The organism is Nocardioides terrigena (assembly GCF_003047265.1).
Taxonomy (GTDB): domain Bacteria; phylum Actinomycetota; class Actinomycetes; order Propionibacteriales; family Nocardioidaceae; genus Nocardioides; species Nocardioides terrigena.
The window spans coordinates 50,893-63,790 of the sequence record NZ_PZYY01000006.1; the positions used below are offsets into that span (position 1 = coordinate 50,893).

The window sequence follows — 12,898 nt, forward strand, 5'->3', positions numbered from 1 at the left end:
AACGTGTTTGGGGCCGGTGGTGGCCGACGGTGATGAATTAGAATCGCTGCCACAGTAGTGCCACAGTAGAAGGCGCGACACCAAGCGATGGTCGCCCGTTGTTGACCGTTGCTCGCGGACCGCGACGACCGTCACTGCTGACCAAACCCAATACCGGTGACGGCGTCAAGCCGCCTTCTGGGCCCGCGCCGGGGCTACCGGGGTCGTCGTCCAGGACTTCAGCTACGTCGGCGACTCCGCTCGATCGGTGCTTATGACAGGCGTACCCCCATGTGGTCGTAGGGCACCCCCGATGGCGCGTTCGAACGTCGCCAATAGTGGACGCGAGAGGCAGGGTCGTCGATCTCCCACTCGCGGTCTCGCGGGTCGATCGGCTCTTGGATAATCACGTGTCACGCAGCAGGAGCCGCCGGGCAGTGCTGACCGCATCGCGGCTGCGGACGTCCGCATGTGGCCCTGTACATCGTGTCGCGTTCGGGCGCTGCTAGACGGCGCTGCGCTCAAGCAACGCACGAACCCTCTGCTTCGTCTCGATCTGGCTCGAACACCCGTTTGTCTTCTTGGGCCAGTGCCTCTAGCCGGTAAAGGAGGTTGTTGTGTGCGGAGTACGTCTGGGGGATGTGGCCGAGCTGAGCGGACGGGTCTCCTCCAGCAAGCCGAGGTCGAGCAAAGTCTCGACGTCATCAGCGATGTTCCTCTCGAAGATGGTCCGCAGATCGTCCAAACCTGCGTCCCCACGCTCGATAGCGGCACGGATCGACTGCTCGACCGCGCCGCGAGGCGTCCGCACCGCTGCCCGAGTGCCCGAGTTGAGCAAGTTCCGCCACTTGCGCACGAACTCTGTCCCGCCGGACGACTCGTAGTGAAGAAGCCGCAGCCACGGCGCCTCGTACGCTTCACCCGACTCGCGATCGGCGTTGATGGCTCGATGAATACCTAGCCACAGGTCGAGCGATGGACGAACACCAACCTTGCCGTTGACATGGCCGTGGAAGTAGTGGTCGTTGCGGGCGCGGTCGATCAAGCCGCGCTTAACGAGCAGTCTCAGGGCGTCCTTTGGAAGCCGCCTCTTGAAGAGCACCGCAGCAGATGGGTCCGGATCCCACACCGCCACCGACTACAGCACCTCGAGCCGGACGGCAAGGATCGGCCGGGAGCGCTGAGAGACGTCGAGGGTCGAGTTGGACGACCTCGTCGCCGTCGATGTGGAAAACCTAATCCACGTCGCCGAGCGAGGCCGCGATGGCCCGAACGGCGTTCGCTGCAATGCGCTGGCGGCTATTAAGAGCGCCGGGTCGGTTCGTACCCCACCAGGTCGTCGCGGCAATGCCCGTGGTGTTTGGGTGCGTTGACAAGAAATCCATCAGGATCGGGTCACCGTCGCCCACGAAGACCACAAGGTGATCGACACCTCCGGCCAGATTGCCGGTCACGAATCGTTCGAGGGTGGCGATATTGTCCTTAATGGTGCTGACGGCCCAGATCATGAGTCGCCGCCCGGCGCCGGTTCGAGATCTGCGCTGCGCATGGGGTGATGTTCGCAGAGCCGGGTGTACTGGGAGGCGCCGGCCCCGCCGGCCCCGTCGGCAGGATCCGCGAGTGGGTCGCGGCAGACATCCCAGGTTCTGCGGCGTCAAGCGGCGCTGGTGATGTGGTGCCTCCAGGCGGTGTGTTCGTCGTAGGTGGTGTGGGTCTTCAGGCAGCCGTGGAGGATTCCAACGAGGCGGTTCGCGAGCTGGCGTAGGGCGGCTTGGTGACCGGTGCCGCGGGCGCGGAGCTGTTGGTAGTAGGCCCGGGCTCCGGGTGATCCGCGCAGCGAGCAGAACGCCCATTGCTGCAACGCATCGCCGAGTCGGCGGTTGCGGGCGTAGCGGGCCAGAACGATCTTCTTCTTGCCCGAAGCCTTGGTGATCGGGGAGGTGCCGGCGTCGTTCTTGCGGGCCTTGGCGTCGGTGTAGCGGTGGGGGTCGTCGCCGAACTCGCCGAGCACCCGAGCGGCGAGGACCACACCGAGCCCGGGTTGGCTGGTGTAGATCTCAGCGTCCGGGTGCTGGCCAAAATGCGCGTCCACCACCGCCGCCATCTGGTCGACCTGAGTGTTGAGGGTCTCGATGATGGCGACCTGGCTGGCCACGATCGCGGCGTACGCGGACTGCACCGGAGCCGATCTGTGCAGCTGCTCGGCACCCAGGATCTGCACGATCTCGGTGGCTCTGACCTCGACGTTGCGCCGGTGGGCGTGACGCAGCGCCGCGACGATCCGGCGCCGGGTCAGCCGACGGGCACGCTCGGGGTCAGGTGCGGCCGCCAGCAGCTCGAGGGCCTCGGGGGCGTCGAGGTCGGCGAAGGCCTCCAGCGCGGCGGGAAAGAAGTCCCGCAACGCCGACCGCAGCCGCAGCACATGTCGGCTGCGCTCCCAGATCAAGCTCTGGTGCGTGCGAGCCACTAGTTTGATCGCCTCTGCCTCCTCGGAGTCACCAGCCAGCGGACGATGATGAGCCCTATCGAGCCGGACGATCTCGGCCAGCACGTGGGCGTCGCCGGCGTCGGACTTCGCACCCGAGGTCGAGTGACGTTCGCGGTAGCGGGCCACCGACAGAGGGTTGATCGCGAAGACCCCGTACCCGGCCGCGACCAGTGCCGCGACCCACGGTCCCCGGTCGGTCTCGATGCCGACCTTGACCAGCGCCTGGACCTGCTCGGGTTCCAGCTCGGTCCAGTCCTCGGGCAAGTGGTCGGCGACCAAGGCATGCAGCCCCGCGATACCCTCGACCAATCGTCTGCGGGCCAACACCAGGCCCTCGTCGTCGACCAGCTCGACGTCGTGGTGATCCTCGGCCCAGTCATCTCCGATGAAAAGCATCGCCTCGCCTTCCTCCTCGACTCACCATGGTCAGCAGCGCGGAGGAGGACTACCAGCGATCTAATGGTCCAAGTGCTCACCATCATCGACGGGGCACGACATCCCAGTAGGGGTTTACGCCTCCTCACGACCAACGAGCGCACGGTCTGCCGCGAGACCTCCAAGGCCAGATCCGAAGAGTGCTGACCCGCCAGTCGCTACCGGAACCGAGCCTGCCCTATCAACCGACCCGGTAGAAGCCATTAGATCCGGGCGTTCTGAACGCGTGCAACTGGGAGAACGGTGACATTGGGGCTGTCTGGCTCTTGCAAACTCACGAAGGATCACAACCAATCACGAGCCCAGCGCGTCACAGACAGGATCGTCCCGTGCGACGTACGGTCATCGACACGTTTGCCTAACCACCCTGTTGGGCAGCTCACTCAGGGGGAACCTTGCTTCAACGTAAGTCCACATTCGCTTTCACAGCGCTCTTGACAGGGGCTCTGCTCAGTGCCGCGGCTCCAGCCGCCACGGGCAGCGTCGAGACCTGCCAGGGCCGGCTGGCCACGATTGTCGGCACTGGTCCCGAAGTCGCCGGTACACCGGGCGACGACGTGATCGTGGCCGGATCGTCCACGGTCATCAGGGCCGACGCCGGCAACGACCTAGTCTGCGTGGTCAACGGTTCGTCTTTCGTCAAGGTGGAAGCAGGCCCTGGAGACGATGTCGTCGACACCACGGCGACCACTAGCCAGACCTGGGCTCAGCTCGGCTCGGGGGTTGACCGCTACCTCGGGGGGGCGGGTGCGGACACGGTCGACGCAGACGATGCCGACGATGAGGTACTCACCGGGGATGGCAACGACAGCACACGCTTGCGGGTCATGAGCGCGCCAGGGGCCATCCAGGGCAGGTACGACGGCGGGTCGGGAGCCAACCACGTCACCGTGCACAGCGCGCGGTCGCCCCTGGACGTCAGCATGAACGGAGAGGTCCTCGTTGACGGCGTAGCCGCCGCTGACCTCGCCAACTTCCAAGATGGAAGCGCCGCGGCATTGCGTGTGGTGCTCCGAGGCACCGGTCAGGACAACCGACTCGCCGTGACGGGTTGCGACCTCAGGGTGTACGGAGGCGGTGGCGACGACACCATGGGCCGGTCGCACATCTGGTACCCGGGGGCGCCGGCCTTGCCGCAGTGCGAGGACCGACTCCGATCGTTCGGCGGCGCTGGAGATGACAACCTTCGGGCAGGTACTGACTACGACCGGCTGTCGGGGGGCGCCGGCGATGACGTGCTCACCAGCGACAACGACCCCAATGTGCTGCTCGGTGGCCCCGGCAGCGACCGCATCACCGGTGGTCTGGGCTCTGACGTACTGAAGGGACACAGGGGCGCTGACCTCTTGGAGGGCGGGTACGGAAACGACACGATCCTGGGCGGCCAAGGCCGCGACAAAGCCTTCGGGGAAGCAGGCAGGGACCGGTGTGTCGCAGAGGTAGAGCGCGATTGCGAGAAGCCGAAGTAGCTGCCACGGCTCGTGACCGCCGCAACAACCGTGTCGAGAAATGGTGGCGCGGGCAGCGGCGGCCGGAGGTCCGGCCCGGTGCCGGAGTGATACTGCTTCGGCACACTCAGGCCGACTGGGGCCAGGTTCCGATTCGGATGTACTGAGCTGGGTGTCGTTGGGGAGCACCGGCTGCTCGCGGTAGCCGGTGCGACGACTGCGACCTGGCAGACCACGTCGGGGGCGCGCCGTTCTGCGCACATCGGCAGAGCTCGGCGCCGTGGCCACACCTGGACACGAAGGCAGACGGGTCGAATGGGGGCGTGCTGGCGCACCCGAGCGGACGGACAACCAATCCGCGAGCAGCGGCGTCAAACCACCCGGACATCGGCCGCCGGGTCGCTGCCGGTCACCAAGCAAGACGGCCCGAGGTCTTCGATGGGCCGCGTCGGCCAACCGAGGAGAACGATGCTCAACCGCTCAACCGCACTCACCGCGACCACGCTGCTGACGGCGGCATTTCTGACCGCGGCCCCCGCTACAGCGATCGGGGAAACCTGCCAAGGGCGACCAGCAACCATCGTGGGCACAGGCGCAGACGTTCTAGGCACCCCCGGCGATGACGTCATCGTCACCGGTGCCTCGAAAACTACTGATGCCGGCGACGGAAACGACCTCATCTGTGTGACGGGATCCGCTGGCGACGAGATCTACGCCGACGCCGGCCGCGGCGACGACTCCGTCGATGCCTCAACATCGCTCGCACAGAGCATCATCACTGATCTGGACCACGGCCTGGACCGCTACGTCGGCAGCCGCTACTACGACCGGGTGCTCGCCAACGGTACCGACGACCACATCGAGGACACCAACATGGCGACCCTCTCGATCACGGAACCCGTCACGGGCCCAGTGGGTAGCTACACCGGTGACTACCTCGAGGTGTGGAGCTCCAAGATTGGCATCGGCCTCGAACTCGACAATCAGATCGCTGTCGGCGACGTGCCCGGCGCCACCATCGCGGACTTCTACAGCGCCCACGTTTCCGCACCGAACGTGGAGTTGCGTGGAAACCCAGAAGACAACACCCTGAGCGCGAACGGATGCGACATCCGGATCAACGGTGAAGACGGCAACGACTACATCAGTGCCCAGTCCTACCCCGGGGATGGAGCGCCGACATTCGAGTGCGCGAGCTCGGCTCGGTTGTCTGGTGGCGGCGGTGACGACGTCCTCGAGGGAGGGCGGGGGAAGGACCGTCTCGTGGGCAATGCCGGCAGAGACCGCCTCAGGGGTGGCGACGGATCAGACCTGCTCATCGGCGGCAGCGGCAGAGATGTTCTCGAAGGTGAGAACGGCAAGGACGTGCTGCGCGGAAACGCTGGCAGCGACCGCATGAACGGCGGACATGGCCGCGACACCCTGTCCGGCAACCGCGGGCCCGACACGGCAAACGGCGACAAAGGACGCGACCAGTGCGTCGCCGAGATAGAGCGGCGCTGCGAGGTCTGAGCCACGGATCTGGACACCTGCCACCGGCCACCAGCAGGGAGGCATATCTGGAGTCTGATCGGGGTGCACCGTGGCGATCGCCACTCAGGCGATCGAAGTCTGACGTTAGGGGTTTCCCACGCACTCGTCACGACTCAGCGTCACCCCACGACATCGCCGACAGAGTCCCGCGGGGTGGTGGGCTTTGAGGTGATCCTCGGTGCCTACTCGCCGCTGTCGATCGCGGCGATGTCACCAGTATCGCTGTCGGGGTAGAGCAGCGCCATGGATGCTTCGGACAGGTAACGGCGGTCGCCTGCTTGCCACTCGTCGTGCATGTCGGCCAGAACGGCGCCGACGAGTCGGATCACCGACGCGGGGTTGGGGAAGATCCCGACCACCCGGGCACGACGTTTGATCTCCTTGTTGACCCGCTCGAGCGGGTTGGTGGACCAGATCTTCTGCCAGTGCGCCCGCGGGAACGCGGTGAAGGCGGTGACCTCGGTCTTGGCCTCGTCCGTCAACGGCCCGATCTTCGGGAACGACTTGGCGAGCTGGTCGCGGACCTCGTCCCAGGTGTCGCTAACCGCGGCGGCGTCGGGCTGGGCGAAGATCGTGCGGAACACCGCGGCGACCATGTCGCCGTGGGACTTGGGGACGTGGGCGAGCAGGTTGCGGGCGAAGTGGACCCGGCACCGCTGGTGGCCGGCGCCCTGGAAGGACCGTTCGAGGGCCTTGACGAGGCCGGAGTGCTGGTCGCTGATCACCAGTCGCACCCCGTGCTGCCCACGCTGCTTGAGTGCGATCAAGAAGCCGCGCCAGAACGTCTCGTCCTCGCTGTCGCCCACGTCGAGCCCGAGCACCTCACGTGAACCGTCGGCGGCGATCCCGGTGGCGACCACGACCGCCATCGACACCACCTGTGAGGTGGCGTTGCGGACGTGCAGGTAGGTGGCATCGAGGTAGACGTAGGGGAACTCGATGTGCTCCAGCGAGCGGGTCCGGAACGCGCCTGCTCGTCGAGCCCCGCGCAGATCCGCGACACCTCCGACTTGCTGATCCCGGCGTCCACGCCCATCGCCTCGACCAGGTCGTCCACGCTGCGAGTGGAAACGCCGTGGACGTAGGCCTCCATCACCACCGCATACAGCGCCTGGTCGATGCGTCGCCGTGGCTCGAGGATGACCGGGAAGAACGACCCCTTGCGCAGCTTCGGGATCCGCAGCTCGACGTCACCGGCCTTGGTCGAAGGCAGCCGGGCCCGGTGACCGTTGCGGTCGGTCACGCGGGTCTCGGCGCGCTCGTACGGTGCAGCGCCGATGCGTTCGCTCGCCTCGGCTTCGATCAGCTCCTGCAACGCCACTCGAACCGATTCCCGGATCAGATCCACGCCGTCACCGGCACGGAACGCCTCGAGCAGCTCGGACAGGGCAGACTGGGGTAGGGCCATCGGTGAACTCCTCTTCGATGTGTGCTTGGCCGTTCACACCGAAGATCTCGCCGATGGCCCCCTCACATGCGGAGCCCCGCCGTCCTACCCCAAACCCCCACCACTCCACGGGACGCTTACGATCGGTCGGCACCGAGGGCGGTGCGGCTCTGATTGATCGTCTCCCCAATGCGAGGGATCTAGGCCCAGCGGAGCTCATGGGCATCTGCGGCTCGCCATACCTTCCCTGAGCGGCGCCCGGGGCGCCGCTTTTGGTTGTCGCAGCCTAGGAGGCTCATGTGAGCAGGACAACGCCCCGCCAGCCGTCGAGCGGCTCTGGACTCGCGAGTCGACTCGCGACCTGGGCGGCCGTTGCGGCCATGGCCCTCGCCGTCGCGCCTGCCGGTGCCCGCGCGGCGCAGGCCGCCCCGCAGACCGTCGCGCCGGCCGGGCCGGGCTGCTCGCCCGTGGCGATCATGGCCTTCCGCGGCTCTGGCGAAGGCTCGGTCGGCGCGCAGGACTACCGGGGTCAGGCGTCGAACGGCTTCGAGGGCCCGACGCTCCAGCGGCTCCTGCGCGAGTACGCCTACTCCGAGTTCTGGGAGCAGGGGCTCGCCGGGGTGCCCATCGTGGGTGTGTCGGCTGACGACGGCTACGACGCGCCCGCGGTCGACATCGACTTCGAAGCCACCCGGATGTTCGCGACCGAGTCGAGGATCTGGCAGGGCGCTAACAACGGAGTGCTGGCCGCCGTCAGGAAGATGGGCACCTTCCAGCAGGCCCAGCCGGACTACTGCCCCATCACCAAGTGGGTGCTGGTCGGCTATTCGCAGGGCGCGATGGCGGCGCGGTGGACCTACGACACGATCGGCTCTCGCGTGGCGTCGCTCTACCTGGTCGGCGACCCCTTCCAGAAGCCGAGTGCGGCCGGCACCACGGGAGCGGGCGCCAACGGCCAAGGGATGCTGCGCTGGAACTGGCCAGGCATGCGCGACTCGTTGGACGCCTACTACGCCAAGAAGCCCTCGACGGCGATGAGCCTGTGCCACAACAACGATGTCATCTGTGACTTTGGGACGTATGGCCAAGCGGAGCACGAGAACTACTACAAGACGGACGCGGAGAAGAAGGAACAGGGCAAGGCACTCGGAGCCATCGTCCGCACGGCGGTGCAGGAGTCACTCAACCCGACCCGCACGCGCGACGTCGAGATCATGATCGCCGTCGACACCACGGGCTCGATGCAGGACTACATCGACGACGCCGTGGCCTCCGCGCAAGCACTGGGAAACCGGGTGCTGGCGATCTCGCCCGGCAGCAGGGTCGGCCTCGTCGAGTACCGCGACCACGGCGACTCGTTCGTGGCACGCACCGTTGTCGGCTTGACCCGCAACGTGTCCGTCCTCCAAGGGGGACTGGTCAACCTAGTGGCCGACGAGGGTGGCGACACCCCAGAGGCCGTCTACAGCGGAATCGTGCAGGCCGGACGTGCCGGGTGGGCGTCCGGGAGCACCCGAGCCATCGCGGTGCTGGGCGACGCCCCTGCCCACGACCCAGAGAGCGTCACGGGCTACACCGCGACAAGCACCAAGGCCTACCTGCGCTCATTGGCCTCGGGCGTGGTCGCCGCCCGAGCGGTCGGTGCCAAGGCCGGCCGCGCCACACCGGCCGCCGTCGCCGGCGCTGACAGTGCCCTCCTGTTCGGGCTCAGCGCGGATCCCTCGCTCACAGGTCAGCTCCAGGACATCGCGGATGAGATCGGTGGCGGCGTCTTCGACATCGGCAGCGACGGCACGGTCGCCCAGCTGCTCGAGGAGGTGGTCGCTGAAGCGGCCGCGGCACCCCAGGTGGCGCTGGGCGTCGGCCCGTCCATCACCGGTCAAGACACAGTCGTTTCCGCCTCCGCGATCGTCGCCGACGGTCCCGCCGTCTACGACTTCGACCTTGACGGCAATGGCACCTACGAGATCCTCAATGCGTCGCCGGTCCAGGTGTTGCGACTGGCGGCGGGGACACACGCGTTCGGCGTGCGCGTGACGGATTTGCAGGGCAGGGTCGGACAGGCCGCCGCCAGCACCCTCACCCTGGACGGTGCGACTTTCCTTGGCGGAGCCGGAGCCATCCCCGACGTCCGTCTCAAGCCGCGCAAGGGCGTGGCCGGCGAGGCACTTCGTATCGTCGTGGCCGGCTCGTCGGCCACCCACGTAGCGGGACTGGTGAGGAAGGCGGGGACCGCCGTGCTTGCCGGCACCGCGAGCGTGTCAGCGGGCCGGCCGCTGAGCCTTCAATTGCCGGGCACGCTGCGGCCCGGTGTCTACGAGGTGATCGTGACCGGTGACGACGGTCGTTCGCGCACCCTGCCGGTCAGGGTCCGCCAACGTCCTCGGTTAAAGGTGAAGGTGCGCGGTGGGTGGCCGGGAGCGACCACCCTCCGTGTTCGTGCAAAGTCGAAGGTAGGCGTGCCACGAGGCAAGGTAGTGGTGAAGGTCGGCAAGCGGAAGTTCCGCGCCGTCACCTTGAGACGCGGTCGTGCGGTACTCGTCCTGCCCACGTCTGCCATGCCGCCGGGAGGCCGAAAGGTCAAGCTCACCGTGCGGTTCCCGGGGAACAAGAAGTACGCCCCTACAAGCCGCACCGTGTGGCGGCGCCGCTGAGCCCCGAGGAGGACGCCCATCTCGTCCGTGCGCGTCTAACGTGTGACGTCATATCGCCGCGTTCCGGTGAGCCCCTGCGGTGATGATGCCGTCATCGAGCGTTGACGATCTACGCGCATACCTAGACAGAGCCTGGAAGTCGGTACCTATCGCGAGCTGTGTTGGTCGTGCTGGACCGGCGTCGGAGCATTTGGGTCGGACAGAAGTTCTGGAGCGAAGAGGCTCAGTGCCGCTACTACCAGAGACGCGACTCCGAAGAGCGCCATACCCTTTGACCAGATCGCGTACCCGCCTCGATACCCCAACTAGTTCCATACTCGTCCGGCGTCCGGGGAGACCCCGTTTCTGTACACCCGCCAGGCAGGTCCATGCATCGGCCACTGGATCGGCACACGTGGACCCTCTTCTCCCGATGCGATGAGCTCGGGCGCGGTGGCGAACAGGAGTTCAACTCTGCCCAACCACTCGCCGTCGGCGATCTCAGCCTGCCGGTGGCGCGTCAGCAGGTGGATACTCAGGAACAATATGAGAGTCGCCAATAGCGAGGTCAATATGCGTGCCGCCCGACTCGAATCCGGAGCGAGCGCGATCGAGAACAAGAAGGCCTGGGCCGTGAAACTGAGAACCGGCACCCGCCACAGCATGTTGTCGAATCCTGTTCTACGAGCAGCAACTGCGGCGTACACATCGCGCAAGTGATCCCTGTCCAGACGCTTCGACCAGGTCTGTCTGAAGAACCTGCCGGATGCGCTCTTTGCGGAAAGCGTCATCCTGGTTTGGACGCCCCCGGAAACGACATTGATGACATCGCCGCATTCTTATCGAGCGAGCGATCCGATATGAGCATGCCAGCCCCGAGCGTGTCGCTTCACGACGTTGTGTCTGCTGCACGAGTCAGTGTTGCGTGGACCTGACCCATTCCGGCGCCTGTTGGCGTCGGCCGACATTCGGGACTGCTGCACGGATGGGACTGCTGCACCGTGACGCTAGAAATCGCACCTAGCTGTTGAGGCCCCCGGTTTTCGCAGATGACCGGCGATGGGTGTCCGTCCACATCGCCGACCTTGCGCTTGTCAGGGGTGAGAACCATTCAACCCATCGGAGGAAGTCATGACCGTCACCAGCAGCACAGTCCCGTTCCACCAGCGCCACGACGAGGATCTCCTCACTCTTTCGGATGTCGCCGAGATCCTGAAGACTCTGGAAAACACGCTCCGCTGGTGGCGCCAGATCGGCAAGGGGCCGCAGTTCTTCAAGATCGGCCGACGCCTGGTGACCACCGCCGGCGACGTGCGCCAGTTCATGCGCGAGCAGCGTCTCGCAGCCCGACCCCTCATTCCTGAACCGCGGAGGCACTGATGGCCCGCATCAGCAAACGAACGATCCAGTGGACGACCCAGGACGGGGAGTCCAGGACGAGCGAGAAGTACGAAGCGTCTTTCCACGACCGGGTCGGCAAATGTCACCGGCGACTGTTCAGCCTCAAGAAGGACGCTCAACGCTGGCTCGACGAGCAGACCGCCGGGCTCGTCAGCGGGCAGTGGGCCGATCCGCGCGCCGGACGCGAGAGCGTCCGGGCGTACGGAGAACGCTGGCTCCGCCGTCAGGTGCTCGTGGTCAACACCGCGTCGACGTACGGCATCGTCCTGTCCAACCACATCCTGCCCACCCTCGGCACGATGCGGATGGACGCTGTCAACCGCGCCGACATCCAGTCGCTCGTGAAGGAGTGGGAAGCATCGTCGGCCCCCAGCACCGTGGCGGCCAGGTACTCGATCCTCGCGATCATGCTGAGGGCTGCCGTCAAGGACCGGGTCATCCCGGCCACGCCTGCGTGGACATCACCCTGCCCAAGACGGGGTCGAAAGCGGCCCTGGTGCCGATCTCCACCGACACGGTGGTCGCACTCCGCGACTAGTTGCCGGAGCGCTATCGCGCCGTCGCCACCGTCGCCGCGGGCACGGGCATGCGTCGGGGAGAGATCCTCGGACTGACGCTCGACCGGATCGCGTTCGACTTCGGCACCATCCGCATCGACCGACAGCTGGCGCGCTCCAGCAGGGCCGATCACCCGGTGTGGGGTCCGCCCAAGACCGAGTCCTCGACCCGGACGATCCCGATAACCGACGTCGTGGTCGAGGCGATCAGCCGGCACGTCCGGGACTTCGGACACCACGAGTCCGGTCTGCTCTTCACCACCGACGTCGGTGCCTTCATCGGCACCAGCACCCTCCACGGCGCCTGGCAGCGCGCGGCGAAACGAATCGGCACCGACGCCACCCCGCACGACCTGCGTCACTACTTCGCCTCGGTCCAGATCCGGGGCGGTCTGTCGATCAAGGTCCTTCAGGCGCTGCTCGGCCACAAGTCGGCGGTCGAGACCTGGGACACCTACGGCCATCTGATGGGCGACGAGGACGACCGCAGCCGCGCCGTCATCGACATGGCGCTCGGCAGCGGGCCACGCCCCTCCGCTGCTGCGACACCGACGAATGGCGGCGGTCGCGCACGACGGCGGCCGACAGACGAGTCGAAAACACTCCTACAGCAGCGCCACAGTAGGGGCGTGTGATTCACGTTTCCGCAGGTCAGGGGCCTGTGGCGAATGGGCTGGCCTGTAGGCCGGGTTCTGTCCGCCGTGAGGCGGGGCGACCATCCATCTAGGGGAGCCGTTGCCGGCCCCCTCGAGCGATCTACCCGTGCGCTCGGGCGGGCCGCCCTCGGTCACACACTGCTCGATCTTGCTCCGGGTGGGGTTTACCTAGCTGCGCCGGTCGCCCGGCGCACTGGTGGTCTCTTGCACCACCGTTTCACCCTTGCCGCTCCCCGTGGGGAGAGGCGGTCTGTTTTCTGTGGCACTGTCCCGCGGGTTGCCCCGGATGGCTGTTAACCATCACCCTGCCCTGTGGAGCCCGGACCTTCCTCGGTCCCCCCGTGAGGGGAACGCGGTCGCCCGGCCAGCCCATTCGCTGGC

General features: G+C 66.6%; 9 protein-coding genes, 1 other RNA gene and 1 pseudogene. 6 read left to right on the forward strand and 5 right to left on the reverse strand.

All coding sequences use genetic code 11. The annotated features are described in order from the left end of the window. Positions 1-574: 574 nt before the first annotated feature. The 3 genes from DAE25_RS13980 to DAE25_RS13990 all read right to left on the reverse strand — a co-directional run bounded on the left by DAE25_RS13980 (position 575) and on the right by DAE25_RS13990 (position 2,863). Positions 575-1,114 carry a hypothetical protein gene (locus tag DAE25_RS13980; protein ID WP_159083730.1) on the reverse strand — a complete coding sequence of 180 codons (540 nt, stop codon included), beginning with the start codon at positions 1,112-1,114 and terminating at the stop codon, positions 575-577. A gap of 100 nt (positions 1,115-1,214) precedes the next feature. Continuing rightward, positions 1,215-1,487 (reverse strand): hypothetical protein, encoded by a 273-nt coding sequence (locus tag DAE25_RS13985; RefSeq protein ID WP_107766787.1) that lies wholly within the window; start codon positions 1,485-1,487, stop codon positions 1,215-1,217. 146 nt (positions 1,488-1,633) lie between these two features. After that, positions 1,634-2,863, reverse strand: a complete 1,230-nt coding sequence (locus tag DAE25_RS13990; RefSeq protein WP_107766788.1) for an IS110 family RNA-guided transposase — start codon at positions 2,861-2,863, stop codon at positions 1,634-1,636. Between the two features lie 602 nt (positions 2,864-3,465). On the opposite strand from DAE25_RS13990, the gene DAE25_RS13995 reads away from it, so the two are divergent. Beyond that, positions 3,466-4,371, forward strand: coding sequence for a calcium-binding protein (locus DAE25_RS13995; protein WP_159083731.1), 906 nt, complete (start codon positions 3,466-3,468; stop codon positions 4,369-4,371). 447 nt (positions 4,372-4,818) lie between these two features. Then, entirely contained in the window at positions 4,819-5,862 is a 1,044-nt protein-coding gene (locus tag DAE25_RS14000; RefSeq protein ID WP_159083732.1) for a calcium-binding protein, read from the forward strand. A gap of 203 nt (positions 5,863-6,065) precedes the next feature. Here DAE25_RS14000 and DAE25_RS14005 read toward each other — a convergent pair. Beyond that, positions 6,066-7,291, reverse strand: a pseudogene (locus DAE25_RS14005) (IS256 family transposase). 359 nt (positions 7,292-7,650) lie between these two features. Between DAE25_RS14005 and DAE25_RS14010 the strand changes: the two are divergent. The 4 genes from DAE25_RS14010 (at position 7,651) to DAE25_RS14030 (ending at position 12,496) form a co-directional block, all read left to right on the forward strand. After that, on the forward strand, positions 7,651-9,924 hold the full coding sequence (locus tag DAE25_RS14010; protein WP_107766791.1) for a cutinase family protein: 2,274 nt from the start codon (positions 7,651-7,653) through the stop codon (positions 9,922-9,924). A 1,110-nt stretch (positions 9,925-11,034) separates the two neighbouring features. Continuing rightward, positions 11,035-11,283, forward strand: a complete 249-nt coding sequence (locus tag DAE25_RS14020) for a helix-turn-helix transcriptional regulator (protein WP_107766793.1) — start codon at positions 11,035-11,037, stop codon at positions 11,281-11,283. Next, a complete protein-coding gene (locus DAE25_RS14025) occupies positions 11,283-11,918 on the forward strand; it encodes a tyrosine-type recombinase/integrase (protein ID WP_107766794.1) in 636 nt (211 codons plus the stop codon). Before DAE25_RS14020 ends, DAE25_RS14025 begins: the two co-directional genes overlap by 1 nt. Beyond that, entirely contained in the window at positions 11,891-12,496 is a 606-nt protein-coding gene (locus DAE25_RS14030) for a site-specific integrase (RefSeq protein ID WP_159083733.1), read from the forward strand. Before DAE25_RS14025 ends, DAE25_RS14030 begins: the two co-directional genes overlap by 28 nt. Positions 12,497-12,526: 30 nt before the next feature. Here the strand turns inward: DAE25_RS14030 and rnpB are convergent. After that, an RNA gene (gene rnpB / locus DAE25_RS14035) (RNase P RNA component class A) lies at positions 12,527-12,889 on the reverse strand. Positions 12,890-12,898 lie beyond the last annotated feature (9 nt).